Genomic DNA, 21326 nt, shown 5'->3' on the forward strand with positions numbered 1-21326 from the left:
TGCCGGACATCTCCCCCTCAAGGGGGGAGGTCGGCAGCTTCAACGTCAGCTGTCGCCCATCTTGAGGGCCTGGATGAAGGCTTCCTGCGGGATGTCGACCTTGCCGAACTGCCGCATGCGCTTCTTGCCCTCTTTCTGCTTGTCGAGCAGCTTGCGCTTGCGGGTGACGTCGCCGCCGTAGCACTTGGCGGTGACGTCCTTGCGCAGCGCCGAAATCGTCTCGCGGGCAATGACCTTGCCGCCGATCGCCGCCTGGATCGGGATCTTGAACATGTGGTGGGGGATCAGCTCCTTGAGCTTCTCGCACATGGCGCGGCCGCGCTTTTCCGCCGCCGTGCGATGGACCAGCATGGAGAGGGCGTCGACCGGCTCCTCGTTGACCAGGATCGACATCTTCACCAGGTCGCCTTCCCGGTAGTCGGTGAGGTGGTAGTCGAACGAGGCGTAGCCCCGGCTGATCGACTTCAGCCGGTCGTAAAAATCGAACACCACTTCGTTGAGCGGCAGGTCGTAGACCAGCATGGCGCGCTTGCCGACATAGGAAAGGTCGGCCTGGACGCCGCGCCGGTCCTGGCAGAGCTTCAGGATCGAGCCGACATATTCGTCGGGCGTCAGGATGGTGGCGCGGATCCACGGCTCCTCGATCGAGGTGATCTTCATCACGTCGGGCATGTCGGCCGGGTTGTGCAGTTCCTTGGCTGTGCCGTCGATGAGGTTCAGCCGGTAGACGACCGAGGGCGCGGTGGCGATCAGGTCGAGGTCGAACTCGCGCTCCAGCCGCTCCTGGATGATTTCGAGGTGCAACAGGCCGAGGAAGCCGCAGCGGAAGCCGAAGCCGAGGGCGGCCGAGCTCTCCATTTCGTAGGAGAAGCTCGCATCGTTGAGGCGCAGCTTGCCGACCGCGGCGCGCAGGTCCTCGAAGTCGGCGGCGTCGACCGGGAACAGGCCGCAGAACACGACTGGTTGAGCAGGTTTGAAGCCCGGCAGCGCCTTCTCGGTGGGGCGGCGATCCTCGGTGATGGTGTCGCCGACGCGGGTGTCGGCGACTTCCTTGATGGAGCCGGTGAAGAAGCCGAACTCGCCGGGGCCGATCTCGTCGGCCTGAATCATCTTGGGCGTGAAGAAGCCGGTGCGCTCGACCAGATATTTGGCGCCGGCCTCCATCATGCGGATGGTCTGGCCCTTCTTCAGGACGCCGTCGATGACGCGCACCAAAACGATGACGCCGAGATAAGCGTCGTACCAGCTGTCGACCAGCATGGCCTTCAGCGGCTTGGCGGCGTCGCCCTCGCGCGGCGGCGGCAACTGGTGGACGATCGCCTCCAGCACGTCCTCGATGCCGATGCCGGACTTGGCCGAGATGAGCACGGCCTGGCTGGCGTCAATGCCGATCACTTCCTCGACCTGCTCGCGGATGCGCTCGGGCTCGGCGGCGGGCAGGTCGATCTTGTTCAGGACCACGACGATCTCGTGGTTGTTGTCGATCGCCTGGTAGACGTTGGCCAGGGTCTGCGCCTCGACGCCTTGGCTGGCGTCGACGACAAGCAGCGAGCCTTCGCAGGCCGACAGCGAGCGCGACACTTCATAGGCGAAGTCGACATGGCCCGGCGTGTCGATCAGGTTGAGGATGTAATCCTGGCCGTTGTTGGCGCGGTAGTTGAGGCGCACGGTCTGCGCCTTGATGGTGATGCCGCGCTCGCGCTCGATATCCATATTGTCGAGCACCTGCTCCTTGCCGGCCATCTCGCGCGCATCGAGCCCGCCGGTCAGCTGGATGAGGCGGTCGGCGAGCGTCGACTTGCCATGGTCGATATGGGCAACGATGGAGAAGTTGCGGATGTGGTCGAGCGGAAAGGTCATGGGCGCGGCCTTTAGCAGGGGGACCGGGCCGCGGCAAGCTCACGGTGCCCGCACACCAAAGTTACCCGCCAGATGCGCTACTTCTGGCATAATTCCGGTCCAAAACCAGGAGAACCGAAGATGGACGGACGCGGCAACGGCATCAGGCGGCTTGCAGGCAGGATCGGTGCGGCGGCAGCCGGCGGGTTGCTGCTGGCGGCGGCAGCGCTGGCATTATGGCAGGCGCCGGCGGTGGCCGAGGAGGAAGCGGTGAAGATCCCGCCGCCCACGCTCGACGAAAAGGCGACCGGAGCGATGCAAAAGGCGGTGTTCGCCGGCGGCTGCTTCTGGGGCGTGCAAGGCGTGTTCCAGCATGTGAAGGGCGTGAAAAACGCCGTCTCGGGTTATGCCGGCGGACCCAAGGAGACGGCGCTCTACGAAGCGGTCGGAACCGGCGTCACCGGACATGCCGAGACGGTGGAGATCACCTACGATCCGCGCGAGGTGAGCTATGGCAAGCTGCTGCAGGTGTTCTTCTCCGTCGCCCACAACCCGACGCAGCTGAATTTCCAGGGGCCGGACCACGGCACCCAATACCGTTCGGCGATATTCGCGACGAATGCCGAGCAGAACAGGATTGCGCAGAGCTACATCGGGCAGCTCGACGCGGCCAGGCTCTATCCCGGCAAGATCGTCACCACGCTGGAGGGCGAAAAGCCGTTCTACCCCGCGGAGGACTACCACCAGGACTTCCTGACGCTGAACCCGACCTATCCCTATATCGTCTATAACGACCTGCCGAAAATCGCCAACCTGAAGCGGCTGTTTCCGGAGCTTTACCGCGACAAGCCGGTGCTGGTGATGGCGGGCAGAACGTGATTTTCCCAGAGACGTGCCTCAACCAATAACACGTTGATACTCCCTTCGTTTTTTGGTCTTGTGGCAAGACGAGGGGGAAGGTGCGTGTCTCAACTGCTTGTGCGGCAATATCTCGATCAATCCGGCAAATCAGGAAGGTTCCCAGGCTCGGCCACCGAGGGTGTGACAAGCGAAATTCTCAAGAGCTTTCGCGAGGCGTGGCCGTGGCAAGTGCTTGCTGCGCAACATAAATTTCCATCGGCCGGAAAAATGCGCCTGCGCGGGGAAGGCATGATCCTCCATTCGTCCTTGGCGCCTTCTGGTGCTCGGCGCACCAAAGACAGGGCCGACGATCCGGTTTTTGGAATCGTGGTAAAGCCGGCTAATGATCATTCGCAAGGCATTCACATCTTAGAGGCCGCTAAAACGCGCCTCGGCGGTGTTCCAAATGAATACAGCGCGAGGCGGCGCATTAACCAGCGCTTAAGCAAGAAATTCGACTCTGGTAAATTAGCCGACTATAATAAGCACGTTGGCCGCGTGAAGGCGGCAGCGCGATGACGGCCCCCGTTCCCAAGGTTCCGGAGCTTTTCGTGCCCGTCATGAAGGCGATGGAGACGCTCGGCGGCTCGGCTTCGATCGAGGAAATCAACGACCGGGTCGCGCAGATGATGGGCCTGCCGGAAGCCACGCGTGCGGGACTGCATGGCAACGGACCGACAACCAAATTCGATTACCGCTGCGCATGGACCAGAAGCTGGCTGAAGAATGCCGGCCTCACCGACAACAGCGAGCGTGGCGTGTGGTCGCTGACGGCCAGCGGCCGGCTGATGCTCGACGCCCCGGCCGACCAGCTGATCAAGATGGTGCGCAAGGCCAATTCGAACCGGCGCAAGGCGGCCGCGCAGAACGGAAACGCGCAGGCCGTGAATGACGAAGTCGACATCGATACGACCGAAACCGCCCCGAAGGACTGGCGCGAACGGCTGCTCGACATTCTGCTCGGGCTGGAGCCGGAGGCCTTCGAGCGGCTCTGCCAGCGGATCCTGCGCGAGGCGGGTTTCATCAAGGTGGAGGTGACCGGGCGCAGTGGCGACGGCGGCATCGACGGCACCGGCGTGCTGCGCGTGAACCTTCTGTCGTTCCACGTGCTGTTCCAGAGCAAACGCTGGAAGGGTTCGGTCGGCGCCAGCGTGGTGCGCGACTTTCGCGGCGCCATGGTGGGCCGCGCCGACAAGGGCCTGATCCTGACCACCGGCACATTCACCGCAGATGCACGGCGCGAGGCGGTGCGCGACGGCGCGCCGACAATCGACCTGATCGACGGCGAAGCGCTGTGCGACCTCCTGAAGGAGCAGAAGATCGGCGTGAAGGTGCGCATGGTGGAGGAGGTGACCGCCGACGAAGCGGCGTTCGCCGGGTTCTGAGGGCCGCTTGGACTCTAATGCGGCCACATTCCGCTATCTGTTAGTTTGGGTCGCACTGCGGGATGATCCACCACGCGGACCACGCAGCCTATGCGGCTTCGACGTTCCCGGAGAATATAGATCGTTTTCGCTGCGGGTTTACGCCTTCATTCATCCCGATATGAAGCAATATTTGACGCTGGCCCGGAAAAAGCCTACTGATGATGCGTCGATATTTGCTTGAACGACTTTTGTTATACGCGCTTCGAGCGCGCCCCTGGCGAACTTCCCCATCCAAAAATCGAGACAAACCATCGTGCATTCGCGCGGCGGTAGAAGACTATTGCCAAGAAAGGGTTCGTTATGAGCACTGGCACAGTGAAATGGTTCAACGCCACCAAGGGTTTCGGCTTCATTCAGCCTGACGACGGCGGACAGGACGTTTTCGTCCATATCTCCGCAGTCGAGCGCGCCGGAATGCGCGATATCGTGGAAGGACAGAAGCTCGGCTACGAAATGGTTCGCGACAACAAGTCGGGCAAAATGGCCGCCGACCAGTTGACCGCAGCCTGACGGAAAATTCACTCTCGCCGGTGACCACGGATGTACTGGCACCGGCGACGTGGTGAACGAGAACAAAGATCAGGCAGCCGCCGGACTTTTTCCTAGAGCGGTGAACGCTAAATCAGAACCGCCTTCGCTGCTCCATACCTTTGTTCAGCATCGGATTTTTCCGAAAAGCCGCTTCGCACTTTTTTTCGGTCCGACGCTGCAAGCCCGGCAACCGCGCGTTGCAGGTTCGAGACTTGCCCAGAACGTGCTATGCAGGAGGAAGACTTGACTGCGAATTCGAAGAAATCCCGCGAGCAGGCCGAAGCCCTGTTCAGCAAGGCGCAGACCCAGTCCATGTCGCTCAACCGGATCATCTCCGAACAGGACGCGGCGAGCCGGGCCCGCGAGGCAAAGACAGCGCGGCTGCGGGAGTTGCGTATGGAAAAAGAGGCGTACGACCTGGCCGCGGCTGCGGCAGCACCGCCAAAACAGAAGGGCAAACGCTGATGGCAAGACGCGCGGTTGAAAACGCGATCCCCGCCGATGCGACGATCGCGGACGTCGTCGACATGCTCGACAAGCCGGTCGAATATGTCCGCCGCGTGCTTGAGAAGCTCGAGCAATGCCGGCGCGCGCATGGCGACGCGCAGGTGCGGGTTGGTGTGCTGAGCCGCAGCGAATGCCCGAACTATCTCATCGAAGCGGTCGGCGAAGACAAGAAGTCACGCCAGAAAATCGTGCGCCCCGACGCCGCCTACAGCGGCAGCACGCACCGCGAACTCGCGCCCCGTCACGTTGAGGACACCAGGAACTGGTCGCCCGAGGAAATGAACATCACCGCCATCGCGGCGCTGATCGGCCGGCTGCGCGAACCGCGCAGTACATCGCGTTCCGGCAGCGAGGAGTAGAGCGGCGGCACCCGTGATTTCCACCGGCTTCGATTGCAAGAGCTGCGGGGCATGCTGCTCCTACTCGCCGGACTGGCCGCGGTTCTCGACCGAGGACGATGCCCAGCTCGACGCAATTCCGGCCGTATACGTTTCCGCTGACGAAAGCGGCATGCGCTGCGAAGGCACGCGCTGTTCAGCGCTTGCCGGCGAGATTGGCAAGGCGACGTCGTGCGCGATCTACGACATTCGCCCCGATGTCTGCCGCACCTGCATGCCGGGCGACGGCGAGTGCCTGACGGCGCGCCGGGCGGCGGGACTGAGCCTGGCCGGTTAGAGCCCGGACCCATAAAGGGGATTCCGTTGACGGCGGTTACTTGGCGGCGCCAAGTAGGTAGCCCCCGTCCCAGTGATAGATCTGCTTGTCGTCGACCGTGACCTTGACGACCGCCTGGAATCCAGCGAGCGTTCCGCTCCCGGCATGGAACGCACAGGTTCCCTGCATCGGGCTGGCGGTGTCGTAGGTGACGCAGTACCCGACCGCCGAGTCTCCGTTTCCGACGGCAATAACCGCCGTGCTGCTGCCGAAATGGGGACTGCCGGTCACGGGCCCATAGTATAAGATCTTGGTGCCCGCCGGGATCGCCGCGAGGTTCGATTCCGTAATGGTGCAGAAGCTCGGGGTCTCGCCGGTATACTGGCTGCATTCCTTGGCGATCTTGAGCGGTTGCATGGTCGGTGCAGTGGACGACACGGACGTTAGCGCCAGGATGGCACCAGCCGACAGGATCAACAGTCTGCTCATTGCCCTACTCCTCTCCGGTCGAATTAATGTCTGAAATTCTGCTCGCTATCGCCCAAAAACCGCTTGACTGGGACAGTCCCGTTACCGAAATCCGGCCCTAGAGCGGCGTACACTCAAAATAGAATCGTTACGCCGTCCTATCTGTTTGTTTACGCATCGGATTTCTCCGAAAACCGCTGCGCACTTTTCGGTCCGATGCTCTAGCACAATGAAGCGGCTGGGGATGACCTCTCGATTTTACCGTCATCAACCCAGCCGCATCCCCCTAGGCCACCCGCACCCCAAGGGGAAACAAGAAATATACTCCTGCTTTGGACGACCGCGAAGTAGCCTCTTCAGAGTACCGCGAAGTAGTCTGTTCAGAGTATCGACCGCGCCCCACGCGGTTACTGTTGTTCCACGCCGCCGGCTTGCTATGAGTCCGGACCCTAGAGCGCCTCTCTTCCAAGCGGCGCAAAGAGGATGGCTGCGACGCCTCAGTCCTCCCTCTCCCCGTCCTTACGGGGAGAGGGCCGGGGTGAGGGGCTGTTTTTGTGCAAGTCGAAAATTCTCTAGAACAGCGCCGCGGTGGTCTGCAGCGTCATCCAGACACCCCACAGGATCGGGATGCCGACAACCGCCCAGGCGGCAAGCGCCACGCCGTCGAAACCGCCCTTGCCGATGCCGAACGAGCCGGAGGGACCGGCCTGCGCGGCGGCCGACTTCGCCTGCAGCTTGGCAACCTCCTCTTCCGACATGAACCATTTGTCGGCCAGCGGCTTGACCCTCGTGTTGGCGATCAGGCCGAGCACGAGCATGCCGGCGAGGATGTACATGGTGAAGTCGTAGACCTGGTCGCGCGGCACGCCGGCATCGATCTGGAATTCGCGGATGTAATTGACCACCACCGGCCCGAGGATGCCGGCGGTCGCCCAGGCCGTCAGCAGCCGGCCGTGGATGGCGCCGACGAACTGGGTGCCGAAAATGTCGGCAAGATAGGCGGGGATGGTGGCGAAGCCACCGCCATACATGGACAGGATGATGCCGAACATCAGCACGAACAGCACCTGGTTGCCCATGTGCGCGGCGGTCGGCGCCAGCGCATAGAGCACAATGCCGAGTATGAAGAAGGTGTAGTAGGTGTTCTTGCGGCCGATCTTGTCGGAGAGCGAGGCCCAGAAGAACCGCCCGCCGATGTTGAACAGCGAGAGCAGCCCGGCAAAGCCGGCGGCGATGGCGGCGATCGCGGTTTTCTGGTCGGCCGAAAGGCTGGTGAAGCCGAGTTCCGGCTGGCCGAGCAGGCGGCCGCCGAAAATCTCCTGCAGCATCGGCGAGGCCATTCCGATGACGCCGATGCCGGCCGAGACGTTGAGGCACAGAACCAGCCAGATCATCCAGAACTGCCTGGTCTTGTGGGCGTCGCGCAGGTGCACGTGGCGGGTGGTGATCATCGCCTTGCCCGCGGCCGCCGGCGGGGTCCAGCCATCGGGACGCCAACCGGCGGGCGGAATGCGGTAGCCGAAGGCGCCGCCAAGCATGAAGACGAAATAGATCGCCGCCATGACCAGGAAGGTCTGCCAGACGCCGACTGAGTCAGGCGTCTTGAAAATGTTCATGAGGATGTTGGCCAGCGGCGCGCCGATCATGGCGCCGCCGCCGAACCCCATGATGGCCATGCCGGTGGCCATTCCGCGACGGTCGGGGAACCATTTGATCAGCGTCGAGACGGGCGAGATGTAGCCGAGGCCGAGCCCGATGCCGCCGATGACGCCGGCGCCGAGCCACATCAGCCAGAGCTGGTGGGTGATGACGCCGACCGCGGCGACCGCGATGCCGCCGCACCAGCAGAGCGCGGACACCACGCCCGCCTTGCGCGGGCCGGCGCGTTCCAGCCAGCCGCCCCAGATGGCCGCCGAGCAGCCGAGCAACACGAAGAAGAGGGTATAGATCCAGCCGAGGTCGGCGACGCGCCAGTCGCAACTGGTGGTGAACAGGGCGGTGACGAGATTGAGGTCGGCGCATGCGACCGGCTGGTCGATGCCGACGGCGCGCGACAGCGGCAGCCAGAAGACGCTGAAGCCGTATGCCATGCCGATGCAGAGATGGATGGCGAGTGCGGCGGGCGGCACCAGCCACCGGTTGAAGCCTGGCCGGGCGACGATCCTCTCGCGGTCGAGAAGGCCGACACCGCCGATGCCTCCGGAAATCGTGTCACTTGCTGCGGACATTATTATTCTCCTCCGTTCCGCCAAGAATTCCCCCGGGCGGCTTGTCCAGCTGGTTACATTGGTCGTTTGATCGATGCGGCGGCCGCGCCCTCCTCCGTGGTCCGCGGTCGAACTCCTCCTGTTGGTTGCAGCATTGCCGTTCGTTAGCCGCATTTGTGCGACGCCAGGTGATTCCACCCGGCTGCAAAATGCTTAAGCAACCGCCGTGCCAAACGGAGGGTTCAACGATTTCAGATACTTATCGACTGAGAGGGAACGCCTATGGACAGATTGTCCGAACGGCGACGGACATTTTGTCCTGCGTCAGGCTGCCTCCGGCAGCCAGATGCGGAAGGTGGTTCCGCGGCCGGGTTCGCTTTCGACGGAGATCTTGCCGCCCTGCCGGGTGACCAGCGTCTGGCTGATCGACAGGCCGAGCCCGGTGCCCTCGCGCCGCTTGGTGGTGAAGAAGGGATCGAAAACCTTCTGCACGATCTCCGGCGCCATACCGACGCCGGTGTCCTCGACCTCGACCAGCACGCCAGGCCGGCCATCGAGTTCGGCATCGCGGCTGGAGAGCGTCAGCCGACCGCCATCGGGCATGGCATGGATGGCGTTGACGATGAGGTTGATGACGACCTGCTGCAGTTCGGTGCGGTTCATCAGCACCAAGCGGCGGGCCGCATCGTGGCGTTTCACCTCGATGGAAGCCTTGTTGAGCAGGTGCTGGACAAGCGGCAGGCTGTCGGAGACGACCTCGCGCGGTGCATGGCGCTCGACATAGCCGGCATACTCCTCCGGCTTGGCGAATTGCAGGAGCTTGGTGACGATCTGGCTGATGCGCTGGATCTGTTCGTCAAGCAGACGGAACTCGGTTCTTGCCGCATCAGCCCGGTCGCCCATGACGCCGCGCACGACCTCCAGATTGCCCTGCATCACGGCGATCGGGTTGTTGATCTCATGCGCGACGCCGGCGGTGATCTCGCCGATGGCGGCGAGCTTTTCCGACATGATGAGCTGCTTGGTGGTGGCTTCGAGCTGGCGGTTGGCAAGCTGCAGTTCGCGGGTGCGCTCCTCTACGCGCATGTTGAGCTCCTCGTTCCATTCGCGCAATTCGCGGTCGCGGTCCTGCAGCTGGTCGAGCAGATGGTCGAGATGGAAAGCGACACGGCCGATCTCGTCGCTGGTCTGTACCGAACCGGTGCGGGCGCCGAGATCGCCGGCTTCCACTTTCGCGATGGTGCCGGTCATGCGTTCCAGCGGCATGAAGATGGCCCGCGCCCAGCGCAGGAAGATCGGCACGCTGACGGCGGCTATGGCGAGGAAGGCAAGGGCGATGGCGATGAGGGTCTGGTACTTCGCCGCGGTGAACGGCGCCTCGAGGAAGCCGACATAGAGCATGCCGACACGCTCGCCATGGCTGTCGACGATGGGCTCATAGGCGGATATGTACCAGTCGTTGACGACAAAGGCGCTGTCCAGCCATGTGCGCCCCTCGCCGAGCACTGCCTGGCGGACAGCCGCGGAAACGCGGGTGCCGATGGCGCGGCGGTCCTCGAACAGGCGCACGTTGGTGCTGATGCGGACGTCATCGAGAAACAGCGTCGCCGTGCCCTTGCTGCCCTCGGGCAGGCTCGCCTCGCGATAGACCAGATCGTTGATCGTATCGATGAAGACGAGGTTCTGGTTAAGCACGATGCCACCGACCAGAGCTCCCCTGCGGCCGTCGCCCAGCGTGACCGGGCTGGCGGAATGAACCACCATGCCGCGGGTCTCAGCCTTGCGGTCGGTCGGCACGGCATTGGGGGTCGCAACCAGTTCGACGCTTGCCCTCCCGGCCAGGGCGGGATCGATGGCGGCAAGCTCCTCGTTGGTGAAAATATCGATCGCGGTGGCAGCCTTGCCGGCGAGTGCGCCTGCCACGATGGGCCAGCCGGAACTGAACTTTCCCGTTCCCTCATGCGTCCCGGCCGCGACCGTTCCGTCGGATGCGACCAGGAGCAGGAAATCGAAGGCGAGCCTGCGGCGGCTGTCTTCAAGGAACGCGCTCATGTTGGAGGAAGTGCCGCCGGCGACCGCATCGCGGAAGCGCGCCGAGGCGCCGAGCGCGCCCATCTCGTCGCCGGTGTGTTCGAGGATGCGCGCGAGATACTGGTGGGCGATGGTCAGGTCGCCGTTGACCTTGGAAATCAGGGTCGCGTCGAACTTGGAGTTCCAGCGGGCGACGGTGACGCCGAGCAGCAGCGGCAGGATGACCAGCGTCGGCAAAAGCGCGATGGCCAGAAGCCGAAAGCGCACGGAACGCCCTGGCGCGCCGGAGGGGGGCAGTGGGTGCGTGTCAGACATTCCAGGCGGCAAATTTGCGGTCAATCGTCTTGCGCGAAATGCCGAGCCGCTTCGCCGCCTTGTCGCGATCGCCAGCGGTTTCACGCAGCACCGCCAGAATATGCTGCCGTTCGATTTCGGCGAGGCTGCCTTCGGACCCTACCGTTTCCTCGCCGGGTTCTTCGGTGAACTCTTCCGGAAAACGGCCGAGGATCAGCGTTCTTTCAACCAGGTTGCGCAGTTCCCGAACGTTGCCAGGCCAGCCGTAGCGGGCAAGTGCGGCGCGGACCTCCGGGTCGATCGGCACCGGCGGCATGCCGAGCTGCGACGACAGCTTGCGCATGAACAGCGCCGTGAGTTCCTGGACATCGTCGCCCCGCTCCTTCAGCGGCGGCAGGTTGATCTGCATGACATTGATGCGGAAAAAGAGATCGGCGCGGAAGCGCCCTTTTTCGACCTCGGCCTTGAGGTCGGCGTTGGTGGCGAAGACAAAGCGCAGGTCGACCGGGATCTCGCGCTCCGAGCCGAGCGGCCGCACCCGGCGATCCTCAAGAACGCGCAGCAGCTTGCTCTGGGTCAGCGGCGGAAGCTCGCCAATCTCGTCGAGAAAGAGCGTGCCGCCCTGCGCGTGCATGAACAGGCCCTCCCGCGCCCCTTCGGCGGAGGTGAAGGCGCCCTTGAGATGCCCGAACAGTTCGCTCTCGATCATGTCGGGCGGGATCGCCGCGCAATTGACCGGCACGAACGGCTTGTCGGCGCGGTCGGACAGGGAATGAAGCGAGCGCGCCGCAACCTCCTTGCCCGTACCAGACTGGCCGGTGAGCAGGACGGAAGTCGGCAACGGCGCGACGCGGGCGATGGTCTGGCGCACGCGCGCGATTGCCGCCGACTCGCCGATCAGCTTGTCGCGCAGCAGGATATGATCGGAGGTCGACTTCAGCTCGTAGCGCAGCACGTAGTTCTCGCGCTGCAGGCGCACACGGTCCAGGCATCGCGCCACCGCATTCAAGAGCTGGTTGGAGCGGAATGGCTTGAGGATGAAGTCGGCAGCACCTGCGCGCAGCGCACGGATGGCGGTTTCGAGATCCGCATAAGCCGTCATCAGGATGGCGTCGGCGAAAAAGCCGATGCCGCGCTGCTCGGCAAGCCAGTCGACGCCATTCTTGCCGGGCATGATGTTGTCAAGGATGACGACATCGAAATGATGTTCGTCGAGCTTGCGGGAGGCCTCCTCGGCATCGGCCGCTTCCTCCAGCCGCTTGCAGCGGGGGCCGAGGGTCCGCATCAGGAAGTTGCGCATCCCCGGTTCGTCGTCGATCACCAGAATGGAGGCTTGCGCGAGCCAGGGCCCGAATTCGGGATCGGCGACTGTCTCGCGTGGTTTGCGCACGGCATCTGCAGGCACTGAATTCCTCCCGGGCGCTACTTGGTTGTTTAGCCGCATTTGTACGACGCCAGGTAACTACCTGGCTGCAAAAATGCAGTTTCCTCAGCCGCATTTGTGCGACACCAGGTGATTCCACCTGGCTGCAAAATGCTCTGCTGCGCCCGGGTCTATCATGCGGTGCGCGTTTCGCCGAAACAAGCCTCGCGCAGGTGACTCGGCGTCACGTATCGCCGCCGCCCCTCCTCCCCCTCGATGGGGGAGGTGCCGAGCGCAGCGAGGCGGAGGGGGTGATATCCGCACATCAGCCATCACCCCACCCGGCCCTGCGGGCCACCCTCCCCATCGACGGGAGGGAGAAAAGCCAGTTCTGTCTTCCAATCCAAGACAGTCGCTCTCCCCGTGAAGAAGGGGGAGAGAGGGGCGTCGACGTTGCGGCCGGCCTCCTTCTCCCCGTCCTTACGGCAGGGCTATCGCATATGAATGGTCGACCCCCACTCCGGTTTGCTTTGCAAACCACCTCTCCCCCGTTCGACGGGGGAGAGGAAGTGCCGGCCGCGATGTCGGGCTCCCTTTCCTCTCCCCCCGGAGGGGGGAGAGGTGGCCCCGAAGGGCCGGAGTGGGGAAAGCAGAACCCATATGCGATAGCTCTCGTCCTTACGGGGAGAAGGGTCCGGCCCTTCGACAAACTCAGGAGGGATGAGGGGCGATTCTGTCTAAAACGAAATGCCCTGGCGATTATCCCGTCACGAAGTCGAACAGCAGCTTGACGTTGAGGCCGGCGATCACCACCGCGATAACCGAGGCGAAGACGACGAGCCAGCGCGGAGCGACGAGCGCGCCCATCTTGGCCTTGTCGGCGGTGAACATGACCAGCGGGAACACCGCGAAGGACAGCTGCAGCGACAGCACCACCTGGGTGAGGATGAGTAGCTGCGCCGTGCCGCTCTCGCCGTACCAGATGGTGACGATGGCCGCCGGCACGATGGCGATGGCGCGGGTGATGAGGCGGCGCATCCAGGGCGGCAGGCGTATCTCCAGGAAGCCTTCCATGACGATCTGGCCGGCCAGCGTGGCCGTAACGGTGGAGTTGATGCCGCAGCAGAGCAGCGCGATGCCGAACAGGGTGGGCGCGATCGCCAGGCCGAGCAGCGGCGCCAGCAGCGAATGCGCCTCGCCGAGTTCGGCCACTTCGGTCTGGCCGGTGACGTTGAAGGTGGCGGCGGCGAGGATGAGGATCGACGCGTTGATGAGCAGCGCAAACATCAGCGCCACGGTGGAATCGATGGTGGCGAATTTCAGCGCCTCGCGCTTCTCCGGCAGCGTGTGGCCGTAGGCGCGGGTCTGCACGATACCGGAGTGCAGGTAGAGATTGTGCGGCATCACGGTGGCGCCGAGAATGCCGAGCGCCAGATAGAGCATTTCGGGATTGGTGACGATTTCCGTGGTGGGCGCGAAGCCGAGGATGACGGCGCCCCAATCGGGATCGGCAAGCGCGATCTGTACGGCAAAACACACCGCGATGACGCCAAGCAGCGTGATGATCAGCGCCTCGATCCAGCGGAAGCCCAGCTTCTGCAGGTAGAGGATGAGGAAGACGTCGAGCGCGGTGATGATGACGCCGAGTTCGAGCGGGATGCCGAAAATCAGGTTGAGGCCGATCGCCGTGCCGATGACCTCGGCGATGTCGGTGGCGATGATGGCGATCTCGGCCAGCATCCACAACGCAAAGGCGACCGGCTTGGGAAATGCATCGCGGCAGGCCTGGGCGAGATCGCGGCCCGACGCGATGGCGAGACGGGCGCAGAGCGACTGCAACACGATCGCCATGATGTTGGAGACGAGCGCGACGACGAGCAGCGTGTAGCCGAACTTGGAACCGCCGGCCAGCGACGTCGCCCAGTTGCCCGGATCCATGTAGCCGACGGCGACGAGATAACCGGGCCCGACGAAGGCTGCGGCACGACGCCAGGTCGAACCGGATCGCCGGACTGCGATCGAGCGATGCACGTCGGAAAGCGACGCCTCGCCGCGCGCCCGGTTCCAACCAAATTTGTCGGCAAGCTGTTCCACTTTGTCGTTCTTTCCGCTTGAATCGCAGTTGCAAAGCATTTGCAAATACGCGAAGCGATGCCGAAAGACAAGGGGCGGAGAACACTGTGGGACGGAGGCGGCAAAAGGCCGCGGGCGGCGGGCGGCCGCCGGCCGGCGGGTGAAGTGTTGTGCGGGTCCGGACGTTATATGCGGGGGTGACGGTTCACCCCCGTATATACCTCATCGGGTTGGCCAAGCCGCAATCATCGCAAGCGAGCCATGCAATGGGCATCCACGAACGCGCCGTCCCTAAACGAGGCAGCTTTATGGGTTCCCTCGATTTCAAATCCGAATTTCTTATACAGAGCTATCGCGCCGACATTGTCGGTAAACACGGTCATCTCAATTCGCTTGATATTCAGCCAATTGTCAGCGGTGTCGATCATCGCGGCAAGAAGCCGGGAACCAATGCCCCTTCCGGCAAAGTCTTCGTGGACACTGATCCAGAACTCAGCCGCATGGGCGCGCCGCCCATAGAAGGGACGCAACGCAGCCGCGCCGACAATACGCTTGTCCAATTCCGCAGCGATATGCAAATCCCGCGGGGCCCGTGGCTCGAGCCACTTCTTAACAGCTTCGAATGTCTCATAGGGAAGAGCGAGAGTGCCTGCGCGAAAAGCGGGCTGATTATAAATTTCAAAAATACCAGCCGCATCCTCGGCACGCATAGCGCGAATCGTTACATCCATTTTGCACTCCATAGTTGCGACAGGGTTTCATTGCCGAATAGCTTCCTGACGTAACCTGGCGAGTGGAATGGCTGGGTTCGCCCTGTGGGCGGCTTCATTCAATATCAGACCGTTCAGCCCGTTCATAGGGATGATGAGACTGGTCCGCGATGTTTGCCCGGACCTTCAATCATAGCGCAGATCGGCCGCCTTGCCGCCGAAGACGTGGTAGGAATAGATGGTGGCGCCGATGATGACCGGCAGCACGAAGACGGTGCCGGCAAGGATGATGGCGAGGCTTTCGGGCGCCGCCGCAGCCTGCCAGATGGTCAGCTTTTCCGGCACGACAAAGGGATAGAACGACCAGGCGAGGCCGGCGAAGCCGAGTGTGAAGACGGCGGCGAGCGCCAGGAACGGCTTCAGGCTGTGCGCGTCGCCGGTTTCCGACAGCCGGAACGTCAACCGCCACAGCCACAGGAAAAGCAGCCCCGACAGAATGGGCAGCGGGGCGAGGTAGAGCATTTCGGGGAAGACGAACCAGCGGTCGAAGATGCGCGGCGAGGCGAGCGGCGTGGCGAGCGACACCGCACCCATGCCGAGCACGGTGAAGACGAGAGCGGTGCGCAGCCAGCCGACCGCCTTCTGCTGCAAGGCGCCCTCGGTCTTGTAGATCAGCCATGCCGCACCCATCGCGGCATAGGACGCGGCGAGGCAGAACGCCACCAGCACGCCGAACGCCACCGCGCCGAAGCCGGTTTCCAGGCCGAGCACGTAGACACCCAGCATGTAGCCCTGGGCCAGCGCGGCGATCAGGGAGCCGAAAAGGAAGGCGCGGTTCCAGCGCGCCTTGCGACCGGCTGGAACCTTGGCGCGAAAATCGAAGGCGACGCCGCGCAGGATCAGGCCGACGAGCAGAACGAAGACCGGCAAGTAGAGCGCCGTGAGGATGACGCCGTGGGCGGCGGGAAAAGCCACCAGCAGGAGGCCGACGGCAAGCACCAGCCAGGTCTCGTTGGCATCCCAGAACGGTCCGATGGCGGCGATCATGACATCCTTCTCATGGTCGTCGGCGGCCGCGAACAGAATGCCGATGCCGAGGTCGAAACCATCGAGCACGACGTAGACGAGGATCGCCACGCCCATCAGGGAGGCGAAGATGAGCGGGAGAAGTGTCGGCCAATCCAGGGTCATGATTTGTCTCCACCGCCATTAGAGGTCGATTCGGCAGCACCCCTTCCGTCGCCTGTGGGAAGGGCATATGCCCCCTCCACCATGCTGCACATGATCCCCCTCCCCCGCTCCGCAGGGGAGGATCCAAGGTCGCGGACTTCCGGCAAGCTCAGGTCACCCCGCAGTGCGCGGGCCCGGGTGAAGGAGAGTTCGGGCGCGCGCATCATTCACTCCCCTGCCTGCGCCGGTTGCGACAGCGGCGTGTCGAGCACGGCCGGCAGCGGCGAGGTGTCGCCATCCTTCGCCGCCTTCAGCGCCAGGTAGACCAGCACGCTGAGATAGGCAGCCAGAAGCACGGCGTAGATGACGAGGTAGATGGCAAGCGTCAGCGCGACATGGCTGCCGGGGATTGGGCCGACAGCGTCGGCGGTCTTCAGGATGCCGGTGACCAGCCAGGGCTGGCGGCCGATCTCGGTGGTGTACCAACCGGCCAGCACCGCGACCCAGCCGGACAGCGCCATCGGCACCATGAGATAGGCGAGCGGCCTGGGCAGGGTGCCGCGACGCCACAGGAAGAAGGTGGCCGTCCACGACACCGCGAGCATCAACAGGCCGGTGCCGACCATGACGCGGAAACTCCAGAACACCGCGAAGACCGGCGGATGGTTGCCGATGTAATCGTTGAGGCCCGGCACGACGCCGGCGGCGCTGTGGCGCAAGATGAGGCTGGCGCCATTGGGAATGGTCAGCTCGAAGCGGTTTTCACGCGCCGTCTCGTCGGGGATGGCGAACAGCACCAGCGGCACGTTGGACCTGGTCTCCCAGTTGGCCTCCATCGCGGCGACCTTCTGCGGCTGGTACTCGAGCGTGTTGAGCCCATGCTGGTCGCCGACGAATATCTGCACCGGAATGAGAGCGGCGCCAAGGAAGACGCCGGTGCGCAACACCTTCCACATGGAATCCGAACGGTCGCCGGCGAGGAAGCGAAGCGCGGAGAAGCCGGCGATGAGGAAGGCGACGGTGAGGCTGGAAGCCAGAAGCATGTGGATGAGGCGCAACGGGAAGGACGGGTTGAAGACGATCGCCCACCAGTCAACGGCATGGGCCACGCCGTCGCGCATCTCGAAACCGGTCGGCGTCTGCATCCAGGAATTCAGCGCCAGTATCCAGAACGCCGACAGCGTGGTGCCGAAGGCGACGAGGAAGGTGGCCAGCGTGTGCACCCTGTTGGAAACGCGGCTGAAACCGAACAGCATGATGCCGAGGAACACCGCCTCTAGGAAGAAAGCCGTCAGCACCTCGTAGGCGAGCAGCGGGCCGGCGATGTTGCCAACGGTTCCCATGTATCCCGGCCAGTTGGTGCCGAACTGAAAGCTCATCGTGATGCCGGTGACGACGCCGAGCGCGAACGAGAGGGCAAAGACCTTCACCCAGGTGAAGTAGGCGCGCATCCAGGCGGCGTCGCCGGTGCGGTTGTAGCGCCATTTGAAGAAGAGCAGGACCCAGCCGAGCGAAATGGTGATTGTAGGAAACAGGATGTGGAACGAGATGTTTGCCGCGAATTGTATGCGCGACAGCATAAGCGGATCCATGATCGGCAGCTCCAGCTTCTTCGACCGGGAAGATACGCCCGGCTTTTGGGCAGGTCAAAGCGACGGAGCGCCACGGGGACGCAGTGTCGCAGGAGAGCCGGAATTTTGCCTCGCCGTCGCCGCTCGTTGAACATACAGTCGCCATTCCAGCCCTTCGTCCGCCGCCGGCCCATAACGATATACGGCCCAACAGCACTCACAGGCAGGAGCCGACCATGACGCTACAACTCACGGGTATTCACCATCTCACCGCGATAACCGCCGAAGCGCCGGCGAACGTGGCGTTCTATACGGGGACGCTGGGACTGCGGCTGGTCAAGAAAACCGTCAACCAAGACGACACCAGCGCCTATCACCTGTTCTACGCCGACGGCGAGGCGACGCCGGGCAGCGACCTCACCTTCTTTGACTGGCCGACGGCGCGGGAACGGCGGGGAACCCACAGCATCGCCCGCACCGGCCTGAGGGTTTCGGGCGAAAAGACGCTGGCCTGGTGGCAAGACCACCTCAAGGCGGCGAAGGCGACCACCGGCGAGATCGCCGAGGTGGCCGGCTATCGCTCGCTCGACTTCGAGGATGGCGAAGGCCAGCGCTTCCGGCTGGTCGACGACGGCGGCAAGGGCGTCGCGCACAATTGGGCGAAGAGCCCGGTGCCGACCGAGCACCAGATCCGTGGCCTCGGCCCGATCACCCTCAGCGTGCCTGAGCTGGCGCCCACGGAAACGGTGCTGACGCAGGTGATGAACATGCGCAAGGTGCGCGACCACGCAGCACCCGACGGCCACCTGCATGTGTTCGAGATGGGCGACGGCGGCCCGGCCGCGGAACTGCATGTCACCGTCCAGCCCGGCCTGCCGGTGACGCGGCAAGGTGCGGGCGGCGTGCACCATGTGGCGTTCCGCACGCCCGACATCGAGCAGATGCACGAATGGACGCAACGGCTGGCGAAGTTCCGGGTGCCGTCGAGCGGCGAGGTCGAACGTTACTATTTCCGTTCGCTCTACTTCCGCGAGCCCAACGGCATCCTATTCGAGATCGCCACGGACGGCCCCGGCTTCACCGCCGACGAGCCGCTGGAAAGCCTCGGCGAAAGACTGGCGCTGCCGCCTTTCCTGGAACCTCGCCGGGCACAGATCGAGGCCGGCCTGAAGCCGCTCGCCTGACCGGCGCAAACCCGCGCCATCATCTGATGGCGCGGGAAAGGCCAGCGTAGGGCACGCGGGTCGGTCGAGTTGCCCGCCGCTGTCATTCGGCTGTCACAAAGATCACTAGTGTTGGAGTTGTCGGCGCCGGTCGCCGGTTCCATCCGCGTCACATGCCAGAGGAGAGGCTGTCATGAGCGATCCCGTCTTCAATGTGCTGTTCCTGTGCACCGGCAATTCGGCGCGCTCGATCATGGCGGAAGCAATCCTGAGACACGATGGCGTCGGGCGATTCAACGCCTTTTCGGCCGGCAGCCAGCCGAGCGGCGATGTCAGCCCGATCGCGCTGAAGGTGCTGGAGAGCTACGGTTACCCGACCGGCGACTTCCATTCGAAGACATGGGATGCGTTCGCCGAACCCGGCGCACCGCAGATGGATTTCGTCTTCACGGTCTGCGACACGGCGGCGGGAGAAGCCTGCCCGGTATGGCCGGGGCATCCCGCGACGGCGCATTGGGGCATCGAGGATCCGAAAGCGGTGAAAGGAACGGAGATCGAGAAGGAGGCCGCCTTCGTCGAGGCCTTCCGTTTCCTGAAGAACCGGATTTCGGCATTCACGGCGCTGCCGCTCGAAAGCATCGACCGCCTGGCGATGAACCAGCATCTCACCGAGATCGGACGCCAGGAAGGTGCCTCGGCCCGTGCCAAAGGCTGATGCGCTGGCCCAGCTGACAGCATCTTGACGCCCGAGCGGCTTTCCCCGAGAACTCGCCGGCAGCGGCCCGCGTAGAGCGGTTCCGGTTCTTTCAGAACCGGAAACCCGCTCTTACTGTTGTTTTGCCGCATTTTATGCGGACGCCAAATGATTCCATTTGGCTGCAAATGCTCTGGTGGCGGTGCGGGGAGTAAAGACGTGAACGCAGCAGGCGCGGTGTATCTCGGCATTTCGACCGTGGTGTTTCTGGCCGCGGCAAGTGCGGCGAAATCCTGGACACTCAATCCGACCTTCTGGCGGCTGGCGCTGGTGCTGGCGCTTTATTCGCTCGGCAACCTGATCATGCTGCGGCTGATCCGCGACTTCGGCATGGGCGTGGCGCTCAGCCTTTCCGGCGTCATCCAATTGCTGGCGGTGAATGTGATCGCGTTCTCGGTCTTCGGCGAACGGGTGACGATGATGCAGGGCGCAGGGCTGACGCTCGCCGTGGTTGCAGTTGCGCTGATCACGATGGGACCCTATTTCACAGCGCGATAGCGCGCGTCAGCTTGAACCGGTTATCGCGCTCTATCGGTTTGTTAGCCGCATTTGTGCCATGCGGGTGATTCACATGGCTGCAAAATGCAGTTTGTTTAGCCGCATTTGTGCAACGCCAGGTGTTACCACCTGGCTGCAAAATGCAGTTTGTTTAGCCGCATTTGTGCAACGCCAGGTGTTACCACCTGGCTGCAAAATGCAGTTTGTTTAGCCGCATTTGTGCAACGCCAGGTGTTACCACCTGGCTGCAAAATGCTCCTGGTCGAGGCATCTCGACATGGCCTGGGATGACCGCATGACAACCAACAACCTGCCGATCTGGCGGCGCATCGAATTCAACGTGCTTTTTGCCTGGCTGGTGATCGCCGGCGGATTGTGGGGGTTCGTCGAACTGCTGGAAGTGGCACGCGACGCCACCCCGCGTTCCTTCGACACCGAGATATTGCTGGCCTTCCGCACTCTGGGCAACACCAGCGACCCGATCGGGCCGGTGTGGGTGGAGGAAGCGATGCGCGACCTGACCGCGCTCGGCTCGACCAGCGTGCTGGTGCTTATCCTGCTTTCGGTGATCGTCTATCTGCTGCTTGCCGACAAGGCGAAGATGGCGCTGTTCATCTTCGCTTCCGTGGCCGGCGGACAGCTGCTGTCCAGCCTTCTGAAACTCGGCGTCGACCGGCCACGGCCCGAGTTGGTGTCGCGTCTGGCTGAAGTTTACACGTTGAGCTTTCCAAGCGGCCACGCGATGCTTGCGGCGGTGACATACCTAACGCTGGGCTCACTTTTGGCGCGGGCACTGCCCAAGAGAGTGTTGAAGGCCTACGTGATCGTCGTCGCCGCAATCGCCACGCTGCTGGTCGGCATCAGCCGAATCTACCTGGGCGTGCATTGGCCATCCGACGTTCTGGCCGGCTGGTGCGCCGGTGCGGCCTGGGCGATGCTGTGCTGGCTGATCTCGCGGCGGGTGCTGCCGCGGGCATCGGAACAGGCCGATTGACGCCTCTGCCCGCGAAAGGGCGAAAAATGTCGAAAAGGCATGTCACACTTCGCCCGGCTATATCGTCCGCCGGGCAAAGGAGACGTCTCCATGCGCATCGTGATCCCCGGCCTGTTCCCGCTTCACGCGCTGTGGCATGCGGGCGCCCGCAACCACGCAAGGAGCGCGACAA

General features: G+C 63.4%; 20 protein-coding genes. 11 read left to right on the forward strand and 9 right to left on the reverse strand.

From position 1 onward, the window contains the following. Window positions 1-45 precede the first annotated feature (45 nt). The gene (gene lepA / locus F3H98_RS04745) at window positions 46-1860 is read right to left on the reverse strand and encodes a translation elongation factor 4 (protein ID WP_149758847.1); all 1815 of its coding nucleotides are present in this window, start codon (window positions 1858-1860) and stop codon (window positions 46-48) included. 120 nt (window positions 1861-1980) lie between these two features. On the opposite strand from lepA, the gene msrA reads away from it, so the two are divergent. The 7 genes from msrA to F3H98_RS04780 all read left to right on the forward strand — a co-directional run bounded on the left by msrA (window position 1981) and on the right by F3H98_RS04780 (window position 5879). Then, a complete protein-coding gene (gene msrA / locus F3H98_RS04750; RefSeq protein WP_149758849.1) occupies window positions 1981-2718 on the forward strand; it encodes a peptide-methionine (S)-S-oxide reductase MsrA in 738 nt (245 codons plus the stop codon). 84 nt (window positions 2719-2802) lie between these two features. Beyond that, window positions 2803-3258 (forward strand): hypothetical protein, encoded by a 456-nt coding sequence (locus F3H98_RS04755; protein ID WP_149758851.1) that lies wholly within the window; start codon window positions 2803-2805, stop codon window positions 3256-3258. Then, window positions 3255-4124: a restriction endonuclease gene (locus F3H98_RS04760; RefSeq protein ID WP_149758853.1), complete on the forward strand. Its 870-nt coding sequence runs from the start codon at window positions 3255-3257 to the stop codon at window positions 4122-4124. The genes F3H98_RS04755 and F3H98_RS04760 overlap by 4 nt, the downstream gene beginning before the upstream one ends. A gap of 342 nt (window positions 4125-4466) precedes the next feature. After that, the gene (locus F3H98_RS04765; RefSeq protein ID WP_149758855.1) at window positions 4467-4676 is read left to right on the forward strand and encodes a cold-shock protein; all 210 of its coding nucleotides are present in this window, start codon (window positions 4467-4469) and stop codon (window positions 4674-4676) included. A gap of 264 nt (window positions 4677-4940) precedes the next feature. Then, window positions 4941-5162, forward strand: a complete 222-nt coding sequence (locus F3H98_RS04770; RefSeq protein ID WP_149759295.1) for a hypothetical protein — start codon at window positions 4941-4943, stop codon at window positions 5160-5162. Beyond that, on the forward strand, window positions 5162-5563 hold the full coding sequence (locus F3H98_RS04775) for a hypothetical protein (protein ID WP_149758857.1): 402 nt from the start codon (window positions 5162-5164) through the stop codon (window positions 5561-5563). Before F3H98_RS04770 ends, F3H98_RS04775 begins: the two co-directional genes overlap by 1 nt. A 13-nt stretch (window positions 5564-5576) precedes the next feature. Then, entirely contained in the window at window positions 5577-5879 is a 303-nt protein-coding gene (locus tag F3H98_RS04780; RefSeq protein ID WP_149758859.1) for a YkgJ family cysteine cluster protein, read from the forward strand. A gap of 36 nt (window positions 5880-5915) precedes the next feature. Here the strand turns inward: F3H98_RS04780 and F3H98_RS04785 are convergent, their stop codons facing one another. From F3H98_RS04785 to F3H98_RS04820, 8 genes are all read right to left on the reverse strand, one after another. After that, entirely contained in the window at window positions 5916-6347 is a 432-nt protein-coding gene (locus tag F3H98_RS04785; RefSeq protein WP_149758861.1) for a hypothetical protein, read from the reverse strand. A gap of 551 nt (window positions 6348-6898) precedes the next feature. Further along, window positions 6899-8554: an OFA family MFS transporter gene (locus tag F3H98_RS04790; RefSeq protein ID WP_149758863.1), complete on the reverse strand. Its 1656-nt coding sequence runs from the start codon at window positions 8552-8554 to the stop codon at window positions 6899-6901. A gap of 303 nt (window positions 8555-8857) precedes the next feature. Further along, window positions 8858-10879 (reverse strand): sensor histidine kinase, encoded by a 2022-nt coding sequence (locus F3H98_RS04795; protein ID WP_149758865.1) that lies wholly within the window; start codon window positions 10877-10879, stop codon window positions 8858-8860. After that, window positions 10872-12263, reverse strand: a complete 1392-nt coding sequence (locus tag F3H98_RS04800) for a sigma-54-dependent transcriptional regulator (protein ID WP_244621609.1) — start codon at window positions 12261-12263, stop codon at window positions 10872-10874. The genes F3H98_RS04795 and F3H98_RS04800 overlap by 8 nt, the downstream gene beginning before the upstream one ends. A gap of 717 nt (window positions 12264-12980) precedes the next feature. Continuing rightward, a complete protein-coding gene (locus tag F3H98_RS04805; protein ID WP_425294811.1) occupies window positions 12981-14315 on the reverse strand; it encodes an Nramp family divalent metal transporter in 1335 nt (444 codons plus the stop codon). Between the two features lie 224 nt (window positions 14316-14539). Next, the gene (locus F3H98_RS04810; protein WP_149758870.1) at window positions 14540-15025 is read right to left on the reverse strand and encodes a GNAT family N-acetyltransferase; all 486 of its coding nucleotides are present in this window, start codon (window positions 15023-15025) and stop codon (window positions 14540-14542) included. A 165-nt stretch (window positions 15026-15190) separates the two neighbouring features. Then, the gene (locus F3H98_RS04815; RefSeq protein WP_149758872.1) at window positions 15191-16195 is read right to left on the reverse strand and encodes a cytochrome d ubiquinol oxidase subunit II; all 1005 of its coding nucleotides are present in this window, start codon (window positions 16193-16195) and stop codon (window positions 15191-15193) included. A gap of 206 nt (window positions 16196-16401) precedes the next feature. Beyond that, entirely contained in the window at window positions 16402-17766 is a 1365-nt protein-coding gene (locus tag F3H98_RS04820; protein WP_149758874.1) for a cytochrome ubiquinol oxidase subunit I, read from the reverse strand. A gap of 215 nt (window positions 17767-17981) precedes the next feature. On the opposite strand from F3H98_RS04820, the gene F3H98_RS04825 reads away from it, so the two are divergent. The 4 genes from F3H98_RS04825 to F3H98_RS04840 all read left to right on the forward strand — a co-directional run bounded on the left by F3H98_RS04825 (window position 17982) and on the right by F3H98_RS04840 (window position 21154). Continuing rightward, entirely contained in the window at window positions 17982-18929 is a 948-nt protein-coding gene (locus F3H98_RS04825; RefSeq protein ID WP_149758876.1) for a ring-cleaving dioxygenase, read from the forward strand. Between the two features lie 172 nt (window positions 18930-19101). After that, window positions 19102-19623 carry an arsenate reductase ArsC gene (locus tag F3H98_RS04830; RefSeq protein WP_149758878.1) on the forward strand — a complete coding sequence of 174 codons (522 nt, stop codon included), beginning with the start codon at window positions 19102-19104 and terminating at the stop codon, window positions 19621-19623. Between the two features lie 198 nt (window positions 19624-19821). After that, complete coding sequence (locus F3H98_RS04835; RefSeq protein WP_149758880.1) at window positions 19822-20160, forward strand: hypothetical protein; 339 nt, start codon at window positions 19822-19824, stop codon at window positions 20158-20160. Window positions 20161-20455: 295 nt separating this feature from the next. Beyond that, window positions 20456-21154 (forward strand): phosphatase PAP2 family protein, encoded by a 699-nt coding sequence (locus tag F3H98_RS04840; RefSeq protein WP_149758882.1) that lies wholly within the window; start codon window positions 20456-20458, stop codon window positions 21152-21154. Window positions 21155-21326: the final 172 nt, after the last annotated feature.

Origin of the sequence: Neomesorhizobium albiziae (assembly GCF_900114255.1) — a bacterium.
GTDB classification, from domain to species: Bacteria; Pseudomonadota; Alphaproteobacteria; order Rhizobiales; family Rhizobiaceae; genus Neomesorhizobium; species Neomesorhizobium albiziae.